Below are 15,023 nucleotides of genomic sequence, written 5' to 3'. Positions count from 1 at the left end.
TTATGGATTTTGAAGAAATTTTAAAAATATTAGAAAATATGATAACTAAAAAGAGATTAATACATTCTTTAGGAGTTGTAGAAAGTGCAAAAAAGTTAGCTCGAATTTATAATACAGATATAAAAAAAGCAGAAATTGCAGCTTTACTTCATGATTGTGGAAAATGTTTAAAAAAGGAAGAAGTATTACATTATGTGAAAAAATATGATATATTATTAGATGAAATTGAAAAAAAAGAATTAGAGTTAGCTCACGGAAAAGTTGGGGCATATCTTGCAAAAAATATATTTAAAATAGAGGATGATGAAATATTTTCTGCCATAACATATCATACTACAGGTAAAAAAAATATGACAAAGCTTGATAAAATAATATATTTAGCAGATTTTATTGAACCGAATAGAAATTATTCAGGAGTAGAAGAACTTAGAAACATTGCTTATAATGATAACTTAGATAAGGCTCTTTTAATGTCTTTTGATAATACTATAAAATATGTTGTTTCTATAAAGAAAATTATTCATCCTAGAACTATAGAAGCTAGAAATTTTTTACTTGAACAACTAAATAAGTTATAGAGGTGATAATATTGAAGCATTTTTTTAAGGTTTTTATAGTTTTTTTTATAATATTTACTATGATATTTGGAACAAGTTTATATCTTATAATTGCTAAAGAAAGTAATGAATTAGTACAGGTTCCTTTACCAGATGATACATCAACTTCTCCTCCACCAGAGAAAGATGAAAAAATAAATATTTTATTACTTGGAGTAGACAGTTTAAATGGTGATAAAAAAGGCGTTAGAACTGATACGATGATGGTTTTAAGTATGAACCCTGAAACTAATAAAGCTTCTATTTTATCTATACCTAGAGATACTAGAGTCAAAATAAGAGGAAGAAAAGGATATGATAAAATAAATGCAGCTCACGCATATGGTGGAGTAGATCTTTCTCTGAAAGCCGTAAAGGATCTTTTAGGTATTCCTATACATCATTATATAAAATTAGATTATCAAGCAGTATACAAAACAGTAGATGATGTAGGAGGAGTAGAAGTTTATGTTCCTATGAATATGAAATATTATGACCCTTATGCAACTCCTCCACTTCGTATAAATTTAAAAAAGGGTAGACAAGTTTTAGATGGGGACAAAGCTATGCAGTTTTTAAGGTTTAGAAAAGGATATGCTAATCAAGATTTAGGTAGAATTGATGCACAACAGCAGTTTATGGAAGCACTTGCTAAGAAGGTGTTGAGTGCATCTTCTGTATTTAGAATTAAAGATTATATAGATACTTTCAATATGTATGTTGACACGGATATGAGTGTAAGTGAAATGGGATCATTAGCATTAAAAGCTAGTAAAATTGATATAGACTCTATAGAAAAGCAAACTGTACCAGGAGTTCCTATGACTATAAATGGTATAGCTTATTATAAACCTAATGTAGAAGAAATTAATAAATTAGTACAGAAACTTTATTACAATGGAGAAGAAAAAGATAATACAAAAATTGCAGTACTTAATGGATCAGGAAAATCTGGAGTTGCAAGTAGTGTTTCTGAAAAGCTTACAGACAAAGGTTTTAAGCCTAATTTAGTTGGAAATGCTGATGATTTTAATAATCCTAAAACTATAATATATTATTACGATAAAAAAGAAGAAGCACAAAAGATAAGAAAAATATTAGGGAAGGGTAAACTGGAAGTAGACAAGAAAAAATTAAATGAAGAAAATATGGACATAATAGTTTTAATAGGTAAAGATATTTAAAGGAGGCAATTAAATGATAAATACTGTTGAAGAAATTGTAAAAAAAGCATACGAAGCTATTGATGATAAAAAAGGAGAAGATATAGCTGTATTAAATGTAGGTAATATATCTTCCATGGCAGATTATTTTGTAATAACAAGCGCATCCTCTGAAAGACAAGTTCAAGCCATAGCACATAATGTAGAAGATGAATTAGAAAAAGAAGGTTTATATGTTAAAGGAAAAGAAGGACATAATACTTCAAGATGGATTCTGTTAGATTATGGTGATGTTATGGTTCATATATTTCACAGTGAAGAAAGAGAATTTTATAATTTAGAAAGATTGTGGAAAGATGCTCCATATGTAGATATTGACAATTTAAATTAAAAGTTTTAATATATATAGATATATACTAAAAAATAGTCTAGAGTAGTAAAAGGATTTGTTTTTTTTCAGAGAGCTAGTGGTTGGTGTGAACTAGTAAAACTTGCCTTTGAACTTGCTAGAAAAAACTATTTGGGGTAGCTTCCTTATAAGCTTATCTAAGAGGGCTATATTTAGCCAATTAGGGTGGTACCGCGAGATACTCCTCGTCCCTAAAACTAGGGATTGAGGAGTTTTTTTATAATGAATAGGAAATTATAATCCTTTTGAATTGTGGATAAATATAATTTTCGTTATGAATTTTAAGCAAAGGAATTCGTTAGAATTCGTTGGCGCCATGGAATTTTAAGCAACGGAATTCGTTAGAATTCGTTGGCGCTATGAAATTTTAAAAAAGTCTACATTTAAAATCTTTAGAATGAAGACTTTTTTACTTACTATAGAAAAATTAAATAAGGAGGTATAATATGTCTGTTTACAATTTTAAAGAAATAGAAAAAAAGTGGCAAAAAAAATGGGAAGAAAATAAAACTTTTAAAACTGTAGAGAATGATAAACCTAAATATTATGTATTAGAAATGTTTCCATACCCATCAGGAAAAATACATATGGGACATGTTAGAAACTATTCTATTGGAGATGTAGTTGCTAGATTTATGAAAATGAAAGGATACAATGTTTTACATCCTATGGGATGGGATGCATTTGGACTTCCAGCAGAAAATGCTGCAATAAAACATGGAATACATCCAGATAAGTGGACAAGAGAAAATATAGAAGAAATGAAGGAACAATTAAAGCTTTTAGGCCTTAGTTATGATTGGGATAGGGAAGTTGCTACTTGTCTTCCGGATTATTATAAATGGACACAAGAATTATTTTTAAAGTTTTATGAAAAAGGACTTGCATATAAGAAAAAATCCTTTGTAAACTGGTGTCCATCCTGTGAAACTGTACTTGCAAATGAGCAAGTTGTAGGTGGAGAATGTGAAAGATGTGACTCTGTTGTAGTTAAAAAAGATTTAGAGCAGTGGTATTTAAGAATAACAGATTATGCTGAAAGATTACTAAATGATATAGACAAACTAGATGGATGGCCAGAAAAAGTTAAGATTATGCAAAAAAATTGGATAGGAAAAAGTATAGGAGCAGAAGCTGATTTTGAAATCGAAGGATTTAATAAGAAATTAAAAATATTTACTACAAGACCTGATACTATGTACGGTGTTACTTATATGGTTTTAGCTCCTGAACATGAATATGTAGATGAATTAGTTAAAGGAACAGAATATGAAGAAAGTGTACAAGCTTTTAAACAAAAAATGCATCATTTGAGTGAAATAGAAAGAACATCTACTGATACAGAAAAAGAAGGATTATTTATAGGAAAATATGCTATAAATCCACTAAATGGTAAAAAAATCCCTATATATATAGCTAACTATGTAATGGTAGACTATGGAACAGGAGCTATAATGGCAGTTCCTGCTCATGATGAAAGAGATGAAGAGTTTGCTAAGAAATATAATTTAGAAATTATACCTGTTATTGATGAAGATGGAACTATGATAAATTCTGAAGAACTTAATGGTCTTGATGCTAAAGAAGGATTTAATAAGATAGTAGAAAAATTAGAAAATTTAGGAATAGGTAAAAAGACTATAAACTATAGATTAAGAGACTGGCTTATATCAAGACAAAGATATTGGGGTTGTCCTATACCTATAATATACTGTGATGAATGTGGAATTGTTCCTGTAAATAAGGAAGATTTACCTGTGAAACTTCCTACAGATGTAGAGTTTACAGGTAAAGGTCAATCACCTTTAATAACTTCTAAGAAATTTACAAATACAACTTGCCCTAAATGTGGAAAAGTAGCAAGAAGAGAGATGGATACTATGGACACATTTATAGATTCATCTTGGTATTTCTTAAGATATATAGATGCAAAAAATGATAAAACTCCTTTTGATAAGGATTTAGTAGGAAAATGGATGCCTGTAGATCAATATATAGGAGGGGTAGAGCACGCAATACTTCATCTTCTTTACTCAAGATTCTTTGTTAAAGTACTTAAAGACTTAGGAATGTTAGATTTTGATGAGCCATTTAGCAATTTATTAACTCAAGGTATGGTTTTAAAAGAAGGAGCAAAAATGTCTAAATCTAAAGGTAATGTAGTAAGTCCTTTAGAAATAATAGAAAAATATGGAGCAGATACTGCAAGACTATTCGTTTTATTTGCAGCACCTCCTGAAAGAGATTTAGATTGGTCAGAACAAGGGGTTGAAGGTTGTTTTAGATTTATTAATAGAGTATATAGACTTGTAGATGAACTTAAAGGATTTACAAATGTAGAAATGAATTTAGAAAATCCTTCTAAAGAAGATAAAAAAGCAAGATACGTTATTCATTCTACATTAAAGAAGGTTACTGATGATATATCTGGAAAATTTGGATTTAATACAGCTATTTCTGCTTTAATGGAACTTGTTAATGAAATGTATAAGTATAAAGAATTAGAAGCTAGAAAAGAGTGTATATTAAAAGAGGGAATAGAAACTATAATAACTATACTTTCTCCATTTACACCTCATTTAGCAGAAGAACTTTGGAGTATGATAGGAAAAGAAGGAAGTATATCACAAATATGCTGGCCTGATTATGATGAAAGTGCACTAGTAAAAGATGAGATAGAGATTGTAATTCAAATTAATGGGAAAGTAAGAGGGAAATTAAATTTAAGTGCTAATATAACAAAAGAAGAAATGGAAAAAGAGGCACTTGAAGATGATAAAATAAAACAGCTAGTAGAAGGCAAAAATATAGTAAAAATAATAGCTGTTCCTAAAAAACTAGTTAATATAGTTGTAAAATAGTACTTAGAGAATAAGTTTATATAAAAAGCCTCAATATTATTTTGTATTTTATCAAAATAATATTGAGGCTTTTTTAAGTATTTTTATACCTTTATACTATTATATTATACTAAATTTTATCAAAATATAGTATAATAAAAATAGAATATATCAATATTTATTACATACTAATGATGGGATTAAAGGGGGAAAAGGTATGTTAACTTCTAAAATAATGAATTATTATGTTATATCAATAAATACCAAAACATCTATAGGTGAAGCATTAGATATAATGGAAAAAAATAATATAAATGGACTTCCTGTTGTTGACGACTATAAAAATTTAAAGGGAATTATAGTAAAAACAGATATATATAGATTTTTAATGTATGAGGGACATAATAAAGCATATCCCGTGGAACTTGCTATGACAAAGAATGTATTGAGTGTGAATAAAGATGAAGATATATATTCTGTAGGAAAAAAACTTAGAGAAAAGAATATAATAGCAATGCCAGTAGTAGATGATAATAAAGTTGTGGGGATTATTTCAATAGAAGATATATTAGATTATTTATTAAAAAACACTGTTAAATAGGTAATTAGCAGTGTTTTTTTGACATAAATCTAATTTTTAGATAAGTCTTAAAATTATAAAAAAGCGTTTTCCTGTTGATTTTTGTTTAAATTAGATATAAAATACATTTGTAGTTATAATTGGGCTAAGGAGTGATAGTAATGGCAAAGGTTACTTTAGAAGATGTAAAAAAAGCAAGAGAAGTATTAAATGGTGTAGCAAATAAAACTAAATTGTTAGAATGTACAACTCTTAGTAAAATGAGTAAAAATAGAGTATTTTTAAAACTTGAGAACTTACAAAAAACAGGCTCTTTTAAAATAAGAGGAGCTGTTAATAAAATAGCAAACTTAACAGAAGAAGAAAAGAAATGTGGAGTAATAGCATCAAGTGCAGGAAATCATGCACAAGGTGTTGCTTTAGGAGCTAAAATGAATGGGATAAGAGCAACTATAGTTATGCCCGCTACTGCTCCACTTGCAAAAGTAGCTGCTACAAAATCTTATGGGGCAGAAGTTGTATTAAATGGATTAGTTTATGATGATGCATATGCAAAAGCTATAGAAATACAAAAAGAAACAGGTGCGACATTCCTACATCCTTTCAATGACCCTTATGTTATTGCAGGACAAGGTACAATAGCACTTGAAATATTTGAAGATTTAGAAAATGTAGATATTATACTAGCACCAATTGGTGGTGGAGGTATAATATCAGGTATAGCAGTTGCTGCAAAGGCTTTAAATCCAAATGTTAAGGTTATAGGGGTTCAATCAGAAAATATTGGTTCAATGAAGGCTTCAAGAGAAGCTGGAAAAGTAACAACATATTTTAAAGCGCCTACTATAGCAGATGGTATAGCTGTAAAGACACCTGGAGATTTAACATTTGATATAATTCAAGAATATGTTGATGAAATCATTACTGTTACAGAAGAAGAAATAGCTCAAGCAATTCTTTTCTTAATGGAAAGGGATAAAATAGTATCTGAAGGTGCTGGAGCTGTTTGTACAGCTGCAATTATGAGTGGAAAAATAAAAGAAACAGGTAAAAATGTAGTTGGGGTAGTTTCTGGTGGAAATATAGATGTTAATATGGTTTATAGAATTATAGATAAAGCTTTAGAAAAAGAAGGAAGAAGATTATGTTTTAATACAATACTTCCTGATAAATGTGGAGAAATGTTAAAACTTATAAACTTAATTTCTGAAACTAAAGCAAATATACTATATATAAATCAGACTAGACTTGGAAATGATGTTGTATTAGGAACTCAAGAAGTAGAATTAGTTCTTGAAACTTTTGATAAAAATCATATGGATGAAATCATAGGAAAAATAAAATCAAATGGATATGAAGTTAAAATGAAAAATAAATAAAAAATATATTACTGAAAAATTTACCTTATTACCATAATTTTATAGTATAATAATAAGTGGTTTTAAATTTATTAATTAGGAGGATGCATGTAATGAAAAAACAAATAATACACACAGACAAAGCTCCTAAGGCTATAGGACCTTACTCTCAAGCAGTAAAAGTAGGAAATTTATTATTTATATCAGGACAAGTTCCGTTTGATCCAGAAACTATGGAAATAGTTGAAGGAGGAGTAAAAGAGCAAACAGCAAGAGTATTAGAAAACTTAAAAGCAATACTTACAGAGGCTGGAGCTAGTTTTGATAATGTAGTGAAAAGTACAGTATTTATAAAAGATATGAATGAATTTGGACAAATAAACGAAGTTTATGCACAGTATTTTGGAGAAAACAAGCCAGCAAGAGCTTGTGTAGAAGTTGCAAGACTTCCAAGAGATGTTAAAGTAGAGATCGAAGTTATTGCTGTAGTGGAATAATTTAAAATGACCAAGGAAACCTTGGTCATTTTTTGAACTTGAAAAAATCATATTTATGAAATAAAAAAATGAAATCAACTTAAAATAAGATGCAAAATTAAATATACAGATAATAGAAAAACGTTTGCAAAGAACGTTTTTTTATATTATAATGAAAAAAATTATAGTATAATGATTGATTCTATAGTATAATTATATTATAAATTCAAATTTGTTAATATTTTTACATAAATTTAGATATCTGAAATCAAGAAAGGAGAAAAATATGAAAGATTATAGTGTATTTGATGTAGTAGGGCCTAACATGATTGGACCATCAAGCTCTCATACTGCAGGAGCTGCAAGGCTTGGAAGAATGGCAGCAAAAATTGCAGGAGATAATGTAAAAAAGGTAAGATTTTTACTTCATGGATCTTTTGCAGAAACTTATAAGGGGCATGGAACGGATAAAGCATTAGTAGGAGGAATATTAGGTTTTTCTCCAGAAGATGATAGAATAAAAACTTCTTTTGATATAGCAAATGAAAGAGGAGTAGAATTTGAATTTATTCCTATTGATTTAGGTGATGATAAGCACCCTAATACAGTTAAGATTGTAATGAATACAGAAGATGGAAGAACAGTAGAAGTAATGGGAGCTTCAATTGGAGGCGGAAATATAAAAGTAACAGAAATAAACGGACTTGAAATTGAATTTACAGGAGCATATCCAACATTAATAGTAAAGCAATGGGATGTTCCAGGAGCTGCTGCTCATATTACAAATTGTGTAGCTAAAAATAATATTAATATAGCTTTCATGAGTATATATAGAGAGCAAAGAGGTAATGAAGCATTTACAATAATAGAAGCGGATGATCATATAGATACTAATGTAATTAAAGATATAAAAGCAAATGATAAATTAATACAAGATGCATTTATTATAGAAGGATTTTAATAGAAGAGATATATAAATTTTAGTATGAGGTGAAAAATATGAACTTTACAAATGGAAAAGAACTTTTAGAATTATGTGAAAAACATAATAAAACTATATATGAAGTTTGTATAGAAAGAGAAATTGAATTAACTGGTAAAACTAGAGAAGAAATAATGGATAGAATGAAACATAGTTTAGAAATAATGAAAAAGGCAATTAAAAAAAGTATAACAGAAGATATAAAATCTGTAGGTGGGCTTATTGGTGGAGAAGCTAAAAAGATTAGAAATAGATTAGCTACTACTAATAAATCTGTATGTGGATATCTTATGTCAAAGGCAATAAGTGCAGCTATGGGAGTTTTAGAAGTTAATGCTTCTATGGGACTTATTGTTGCAGCACCAACTGCAGGGTCTTGTGGAATACTTCCAGCTGGTATTATAACTGTAGCGGAAGAGTATGGATTGACAGATGAAGATATGCTTAATGCTATATTCTCAGGAGCGGCTATAGGAGCTATAATAACTAGAAATGCAACTGTTGCAGGAGCAGAAGGCGGATGTCAAGCTGAAACAGGAGCAGCAGCTGCCATGGCAGCTGCTGGAGTAGTTGAAATGATGGGTGGAACACCAAGACAAGCTATACATGCTGCTGCTACAACTTTAAAAAATATAATGGGTCTTGTTTGTGATCCAATTGCTGGACTTGTTGAAGCACCATGTCAAAAAAGAAATGCAATAGGAGTTGCAAATGCATTAATATCTGCTGAAATGGCACTAGCGGGAGTAGAAAGTATAGTTCCATTTGATGAGGTCGTAGAGGCTATGTATAAAGTTGGGAAAACTCTTCCTATGGAACTAAGAGAAACGGCTTTAGGTGGAGTAGCAGCTACATGTACAGGATGCAATTTAACTAAAAAAATATTTGGATAAAATAAGGCTGTTGGTTTTCCAACAGCTTTTGTTTTTTAAGCTAAAGCTAGAGGTGTTTGTATAAATGAGTGTTTTTGAATACTAGAAATTAGCTTTTCATCTTCTGTGCTTAATGAAATTATTAATTTAACACTATATTTATTGCATATTCCTTCAATTTTATAAAGAAATTCATTAATATTGTCACTTATATTAGAAATAATTCTTCCGATTCCATCAATATATATTTTTTCTATATCGTAATTTTCACTAATTATACCACATATAAATCCATAAAAGGACCTATAACTTGAAAGATTAAAGTCTTTTGTAGATATAAGTCTTATATTTCTATGTAGGTCATACATATGTTTATTACTAGAGTCTATAAATACTAATTGTCCTTTTGTACTTAAAATATCTGAATTTGCCATTTCTATCATTTTTTTGGTCTTTCCACTGCCAGCCTTATTTAAAAGCAATTGTATCATTGGAAGTACCCCCTTTTAATTTTTGAAATTTTCTAAAAAAAGTTATTGATATATAATTCTACCTACTATATTAAATTCCCTTTTTTATAATTTTTTAAACTTAATAAATTAATAAAAAAAGTTGTAATATCAAGTTTATAAACTTGATATTACAACTTTTTTAGCTTAAATTCTTTTTTTTTCGTATTTTTTTATTTATAAATCTGATTAATAAGCAAACTATTATTAATCCAATTAATATTTCTAAGGATATTTTGAGTATTGTTAAACTTTTTCTTAATAATTTATTTATATCTAAGTTGAATAATACAGAATTAACGTCATTTAATGATATTAAATTTATCTTAGAAATAATTTTCTTATTTTGATATACTTCTATTTTACCTATTGTTTCACCTTTTTTAATAGGGATGTTAAGCTTTGGGTTTAATATTATTTTTTTACTTATGTTTTTTGCATCTTCATCTTTTCTTAAAACTATATTAAAATCCGTAGCAGGACCGTATTTGAGTGTTCTTTCCTTAGTAAATGAAATCTCTTTGCTTCCTATAATTTCTTTTTTACTTACAATTTTTTTTAATGAATAATTTTCAAATCCATAATCTAAAAGAGTTCTAGAATCTCTATAAACATCTTTTCCTTCTGATTTTAGAACAACAGAAATCAATCTAAATCCATCTTTTTCACCACTAGATATAAGACATTGTCTTGCAACATTTGTATACCCTGTTTTTATTCCATCAATTAAATCATATTTTATATTTACTATTTGACCTTTATATTCCATTGTATTTCTTCCACCAACACCCCATAAAAATCTATTAGTATTTCTAAAAAATCTTTCATAAGGATAATATTCAGTAGGAGAGAATTTAATATATGGAGTTTTTACTATCTCTCTAAATTTATCGTATTTCATTGCTTCTCTTGCAATTAAAGATAAATCATATGCACTAGTATAATGGTTTTCATCAGGAAGACCGTTTGGGTTATTGAAGTGAGAGTTTTTTCCTCCTAGTTCTTTTACTCTTTTATTCATAAGTTTAGTAAATTCATCTACAGATCCTGAAATGTAATTGGCAAGAACTACAGCTGCATCATTTGCAGATCTTATGAGCATTGCTTTTAAAAGTTCTTCAACAGTAAAAGTTTCACCTTTTTTTATATACATACTACTTCCATCGATATAACCCAAATCATAATCGATTGTTATTTTATCATCAAGATTACCATTTTCTAATGTAAGAAGTGCTGTTATAACTTTAGTAGTTGAAGCAGGGTACATTTTTTTATGTATATTTTTACCGTATAAAATCTTACCCGTATTGTAATCAATAAGAATCCCAGATTCTGAAGCTATAGAAGGTTTCTCTTGAGAAAAAGCAGTAAGCAAAGATAAAGATATTAAAATGATTATTAAAAATAGTGATATAAACTTCTTCATATATACCTCCGATCTTGAAACAATATATTTTAGTATAACATATTTTAGTCAATAATAAAATGTAAGGAGGGGTTATGATGAAAGTTAACATGAGAAATTTTATAATTTTTTTAACAATTTTAGCAGTAGTTTTTATTGGTATATTATTTAGTGGTAAAATTAACTTTGGAAAAACCGTTTATGTTGTAAGTCCAAAAGATACTATTAATGATGAAGAAAATATAGAAAAAAGCATTAATAATGAAGAAGAGTATATTAAAAATGAAAAAATAGAAATAGATGAAGATTCAAAAATAGTTGTTTATATAAGTGGAGAGATAAATACATGTGGAGTAGTAAATTTAAATAATGGTGATAGACTTATAGATGCTGTAGAAAAATTAGGTGGACTTACAGAAAATGCAGATTTAAATAAGGTAAATTTAGCTATTAAATTAGAAGATGGATGTCATTATATAATACCTAAGATAGGAGGAGATACACAGGAAGAGAGAATTTCATCTAAAGATACTAGTGAGAAGTATAATAACTATAATGCAAATAATAATAACAATTCTTCTAAAATTAATATAAATACAGCTTCTGTAAACGAATTAAATTCTTTACCTGGTATAGGAAATGTAATAGCTGTTAGAATTATAGAATATAGAAAGCAAAATGGGACATTTCACTCTATAAGTGATATAAAAAATGTATCCGGTATAGGGAATAAAAAATTTGAAGGAATAAAAGACTTAATAATAGTAAATTAATACATTTATATTACAAAATATGATATTATATAGTTGTATTTTCTAATATAAGGAAGGTGAAAACCTATGAAAAATGACGTAAAATTAACGCAAATGACAACTTCTGCAGGATGAGCAGCTAAAATTGGGCCAGAGGCTCTGGCTGGTATACTAAGTGTGTTACCTAAAATTGAAAGTGAGAAATTATTAGTAGGACTTGATACGGCTGATGATGCTGCTGTTTATAAATTGAATGAAGAAATGGCTTTAATACAGACTTTAGATTTTTTTACCCCTGTAGTTGATAATCCTTATTTATTTGGGCAAATTGCAGCTACTAATTCTCTTTCTGATGTATATGCCATGGGGGGAAAACCAATAGTTGCTATGAATATAGTATGTTTTCCATCTTGTAGTGATATGAGTATATTAGGTGAAATATTAAAGGGAGGACATGATAAAGTAAAAGAATCAGGAGCTCTTCTTGTTGGAGGACATTCAGTTGATGACAAAGAGCCTAAATACGGACTTTCTGTATCGGGAATTGTTCATCCACATAAAGTATTGTCAAATTCTAATGCAAAAGAAGGAGATGTTTTAATACTTACAAAGCCAATAGGGATTGGTATAATAAACACTGCTATAAAAGCTGAAATTGTGGATAAAAATATTGAGGATGAAGCAGTAAAAATAATGACTCATCTAAATAAGTATGCAGCAAAATCTTTTGATGAAATACCAGTAAATTCTGTAACTGATATTACGGGGTTTGGGCTTTTAGGACATGCTTTAGAAATGGCTAAAGGATCCAATGTTTCAATTGAAATTGATTCCCAAAAGGTTCCTATAATAGAATCAGCTTTAGAGTTTGCAAGTATGGGAATAATACCTGCTGGTATGTATAGAAATAGAGATTACATATCTAAAGATGTCTATTATGAAGGTGTAAAAGATTCTATTATGGATGTTTTATATGATCCTCAAACTTCAGGAGGGCTTTTAATTTCAGTAGATGAAGATAAGGGAGAAGAATTAGTAAAAAGTATTATAAAAAATAAAGGGATGGAAGCTAAAATAATAGGAAAGGTAACAAAGAAAGAAGAAAAATACATAAAAGTAAAATAAAGGGAGTTATCCCCTTTATTTTTATAAATTTTGTCTTTTTTCTTCTGCTAATAATTTATTAAATTTCCTAGTTTCAGAAACCAGTACTCCACTTAACCCAATAAGTCCTATTAAGTTAGGGAATGCCATAAGTGCATTAAATACGTCTGCTATATTCCAAACAAGATCTAACTTGATAGAAGATCCAATTAAAACGAATATAATCCAAGCATATCTATAAGGTTTAATAACTTTTGAACCGAATAAGTACTGCATACATTTTTCTCCATAATAACTCCAACCAAGTATTGTAGAGTAAGCAAAGAATATGATTCCTATAGAAACTATAAGTCCACCTGAATTTCCTGGAAGACCAGTGCTAAATGCTTTTGTAGTTAAGGATACTCCAGTTTCTCCGCTGGTCCAAGCTCCTGTAGAAATTAATACAAGACCAGTCATGGTACAAACTATTATAGTATCTATAAATGTACCAGTCATTGATACTAGTGCTTGACGACCAGGTACATCACTTTTAGCGGCAGCTGCAGCTATTGGTGCAGAACCAAGCCCTGATTCATTTGAGAATACTCCACGAGATACACCTTTTTGAATAGCAAGTTTTACAGCAGCTCCCATAAATCCACCAGTTGCAGCTACAGGAGTAAATGCATGTTTAAATATAAGAGAGAAGGCATGAGGAACTTGAGAGGCATTTATAATTAATATTAATGCAGCACCAGCTATATAGAATATTGCCATGATAGGAACTATAAGACCAGTAACTTTACCTATACTTTTAACTCCACCAAGTATAACTATAGCAGTTAATATTGATAAAATAATACCTGTTATAACTGGATTTACTCCAAAAGTAACATTTATAGATTCAGCAACAGAATTTGCTTGAACCATATTTCCTATACCAAAAGCAGCAAAACCACCAAAAAATGCAAATAAAACTCCTAACCATTTGGCATTTAGTCCTTTTTCTATATAATACATAGGACCTCCAGCCATTTCTCCATTGTCATCAATAATTCTGTATTTAACAGCAAGCATACCTTCTGCATACTTTGTAGCCATTCCAAAAAATGCTGTAACCCACATCCAAAATACAGCTCCTGGACCTCCGGCTGCAACAGCTGTAGCAACTCCTGCGATATTACCAGTACCTATAGTTGCAGCAAGAGCTGTCATAAGAGCTTGAAAATGAGATATATCTCCTTCTTCTTTGGGGTTATTTTCCTTTTCTTTAGGTTTTGAAAAAGCTAATTTTAAGGCATAAGGAAGATGAGTAATTTGAATAAATCCAAGTCTAAATGTCAATAAAACACCTGTACCAACTAATAAAATAAGCATAATAGGTCCCCAAACAATACCACTTAGTTGAGTGAAAAAAATATTCAACGCTTCCACAAAAAATACCTCCTTTAGTTAAAATAATAAAAAGTAATATAAATAAAATATATTTTATTTATATTTAAGTATATTAGAAAAAATACACAAAATAAAGTGGAGTTTTTAAAAAATTTAGAAAATTTGAAAATGTCAATTATAAGATATTTAAAATATATATTTATTAATTTTACAAGTATTAGGAGTATGGAATTTTTTATATTTAAAAAAATATGTTATAATGAATGTAAAAAAGTCTTATTTTGAAGTTTTGCAAATTAAACATAAAAGGAGCATTCCTGTAATGAATAAATTTGAACTTTGATAAAAAAAGTACCTCCTGATAGAATACAGGGTGTAAGATTGCAACTTACCCCGAATTAAAATAAGACTATCAATGGAGGTACTACAAATGAATTATACACAAAATAAAAAGATTTCGCAAATAACAGAATCAACTTTAATTATCGGAATAGATATAGCTAAGCATTCACATGTTGCTAGAGCTCAAGATTTTAGAGGAATTGAATTAGATAAGTATATTGAAGTTTCAAATTCTATTGAAGGGTTTAATAAATTAAT

General features: G+C 28.9%; 14 protein-coding genes, 1 pseudogene and 1 other annotated feature. Of the genes and pseudogenes, 12 read left to right on the top strand and 3 right to left on the bottom strand.

Features of this window, described 5'->3' with window-relative positions:
• The first annotated feature begins 2 nt into the window (after positions 1-2).
• The 9 genes from yqeK (at position 3) to sdaAA (ending at position 9,297) form a co-directional block, all read left to right on the top strand.
• Entirely contained in the window at positions 3-578 is a 576-nt protein-coding gene (yqeK, locus tag BUA77_RS01065) for a bis(5'-nucleosyl)-tetraphosphatase (symmetrical) YqeK (RefSeq protein WP_072886639.1), read from the top strand.
• Between the two features lie 11 nt (positions 579-589).
• Positions 590-1,780 carry an LCP family protein gene (locus BUA77_RS01060; protein WP_072886562.1) on the top strand — a complete coding sequence of 397 codons (1,191 nt, stop codon included), beginning with the start codon at positions 590-592 and terminating at the stop codon, positions 1,778-1,780.
• Positions 1,781-1,793: 13 nt separating this feature from the next.
• Positions 1,794-2,150, top strand: a complete 357-nt coding sequence (gene rsfS / locus BUA77_RS01055) for a ribosome silencing factor (protein WP_072886561.1) — start codon at positions 1,794-1,796, stop codon at positions 2,148-2,150.
• A gap of 29 nt (positions 2,151-2,179) precedes the next feature.
• Positions 2,180-2,364 (top strand) — a binding site (T-box leader).
• A gap of 250 nt (positions 2,365-2,614) precedes the next feature.
• Positions 2,615-5,029 carry a leucine--tRNA ligase gene (gene leuS / locus BUA77_RS01050; protein WP_072886560.1) on the top strand — a complete coding sequence of 805 codons (2,415 nt, stop codon included), beginning with the start codon at positions 2,615-2,617 and terminating at the stop codon, positions 5,027-5,029.
• 196 nt (positions 5,030-5,225) lie between these two features.
• A complete protein-coding gene (locus BUA77_RS01045; RefSeq protein WP_072886559.1) occupies positions 5,226-5,609 on the top strand; it encodes a CBS domain-containing protein in 384 nt (127 codons plus the stop codon).
• A 140-nt stretch (positions 5,610-5,749) separates the two neighbouring features.
• The gene (gene ilvA, locus BUA77_RS01040) at positions 5,750-6,967 is read left to right on the top strand and encodes a threonine ammonia-lyase (RefSeq protein ID WP_072886558.1); all 1,218 of its coding nucleotides are present in this window, start codon (positions 5,750-5,752) and stop codon (positions 6,965-6,967) included.
• A gap of 92 nt (positions 6,968-7,059) precedes the next feature.
• Positions 7,060-7,443, top strand: coding sequence for a RidA family protein (locus BUA77_RS01035; RefSeq protein WP_072886557.1), 384 nt, complete (start codon positions 7,060-7,062; stop codon positions 7,441-7,443).
• 265 nt (positions 7,444-7,708) lie between these two features.
• Positions 7,709-8,383 (top strand): L-serine ammonia-lyase, iron-sulfur-dependent subunit beta, encoded by a 675-nt coding sequence (gene sdaAB / locus BUA77_RS01030; protein WP_072886556.1) that lies wholly within the window; start codon positions 7,709-7,711, stop codon positions 8,381-8,383.
• 38 nt (positions 8,384-8,421) lie between these two features.
• Complete coding sequence (gene sdaAA, locus BUA77_RS01025; RefSeq protein WP_072886555.1) at positions 8,422-9,297, top strand: L-serine ammonia-lyase, iron-sulfur-dependent, subunit alpha; 876 nt, start codon at positions 8,422-8,424, stop codon at positions 9,295-9,297.
• 35 nt (positions 9,298-9,332) lie between these two features.
• Here the strand turns inward: sdaAA and BUA77_RS01020 are convergent, their stop codons facing one another.
• Both BUA77_RS01020 and BUA77_RS01015 read right to left on the bottom strand, forming a co-directional pair.
• Positions 9,333-9,767, bottom strand: a complete 435-nt coding sequence (locus BUA77_RS01020) for a hypothetical protein (protein ID WP_072886554.1) — start codon at positions 9,765-9,767, stop codon at positions 9,333-9,335.
• A gap of 160 nt (positions 9,768-9,927) precedes the next feature.
• Positions 9,928-11,211, bottom strand: coding sequence for a D-alanyl-D-alanine carboxypeptidase family protein (locus BUA77_RS01015; RefSeq protein ID WP_072886553.1), 1,284 nt, complete (start codon positions 11,209-11,211; stop codon positions 9,928-9,930).
• A 77-nt stretch (positions 11,212-11,288) separates the two neighbouring features.
• Here BUA77_RS01015 and BUA77_RS01010 point away from each other — a divergent pair, with 77 nt between their 5' ends.
• Both BUA77_RS01010 and selD read left to right on the top strand, forming a co-directional pair.
• Positions 11,289-11,963, top strand: coding sequence for a helix-hairpin-helix domain-containing protein (locus BUA77_RS01010; RefSeq protein ID WP_072886552.1), 675 nt, complete (start codon positions 11,289-11,291; stop codon positions 11,961-11,963).
• A 66-nt stretch (positions 11,964-12,029) separates the two neighbouring features.
• Positions 12,030-13,067 carry a selenide, water dikinase SelD gene (gene selD, locus BUA77_RS01005; RefSeq protein ID WP_084605370.1) on the top strand — a complete coding sequence of 346 codons (1,038 nt, stop codon included), beginning with the start codon at positions 12,030-12,032 and terminating at the stop codon, positions 13,065-13,067.
• 21 nt (positions 13,068-13,088) lie between these two features.
• Here the strand turns inward: selD and BUA77_RS01000 are convergent, their stop codons facing one another.
• Positions 13,089-14,405: an alanine/glycine:cation symporter family protein gene (locus BUA77_RS01000; RefSeq protein ID WP_084605392.1), complete on the bottom strand. Its 1,317-nt coding sequence runs from the start codon at positions 14,403-14,405 to the stop codon at positions 13,089-13,091.
• Between the two features lie 448 nt (positions 14,406-14,853).
• Here BUA77_RS01000 and BUA77_RS13450 point away from each other — a divergent pair.
• Positions 14,854-15,023: pseudogene (locus tag BUA77_RS13450) on the top strand (IS110 family transposase); the annotation flags it as partial.

It is taken from the genome of Tepidibacter formicigenes DSM 15518 (assembly GCF_900142235.1).
Classification (GTDB): domain Bacteria; phylum Bacillota; class Clostridia; order Peptostreptococcales; family Peptostreptococcaceae; genus Tepidibacter; species Tepidibacter formicigenes.
This window is presented reverse-complemented; position numbering and strand designations above follow the sequence as displayed.

Coding starts and splice junctions, on each gene's coding strand:
- BUA77_RS01010 (WP_072886552.1), top strand. CDS start 11,289: ATGAAAGTTAACATGAGAAATTTTATAATTTTTTTAACAATTTTAGCA.
- BUA77_RS01015 (WP_072886553.1), bottom strand. CDS start 11,211: ATGAAGAAGTTTATATCACTATTTTTAATAATCATTTTAATATCTTTA.
- yqeK (WP_072886639.1), top strand. CDS start 3: ATGGATTTTGAAGAAATTTTAAAAATATTAGAAAATATGATAACTAAA.
- BUA77_RS01020 (WP_072886554.1), bottom strand. CDS start 9,767: ATGATACAATTGCTTTTAAATAAGGCTGGCAGTGGAAAGACCAAAAAA.
- sdaAB (WP_072886556.1), top strand. CDS start 7,709: ATGAAAGATTATAGTGTATTTGATGTAGTAGGGCCTAACATGATTGGA.
- BUA77_RS01000 (WP_084605392.1), bottom strand. CDS start 14,405: ATGCTTATTTTATTAGTTGGTACAGGTGTTTTATTGACATTTAGACTT.
- rsfS (WP_072886561.1), top strand. CDS start 1,794: ATGATAAATACTGTTGAAGAAATTGTAAAAAAAGCATACGAAGCTATT.
- BUA77_RS01035 (WP_072886557.1), top strand. CDS start 7,060: ATGAAAAAACAAATAATACACACAGACAAAGCTCCTAAGGCTATAGGA.
- leuS (WP_072886560.1), top strand. CDS start 2,615: ATGTCTGTTTACAATTTTAAAGAAATAGAAAAAAAGTGGCAAAAAAAA.
- BUA77_RS01045 (WP_072886559.1), top strand. CDS start 5,226: ATGTTAACTTCTAAAATAATGAATTATTATGTTATATCAATAAATACC.
- ilvA (WP_072886558.1), top strand. CDS start 5,750: ATGGCAAAGGTTACTTTAGAAGATGTAAAAAAAGCAAGAGAAGTATTA.
- sdaAA (WP_072886555.1), top strand. CDS start 8,422: ATGAACTTTACAAATGGAAAAGAACTTTTAGAATTATGTGAAAAACAT.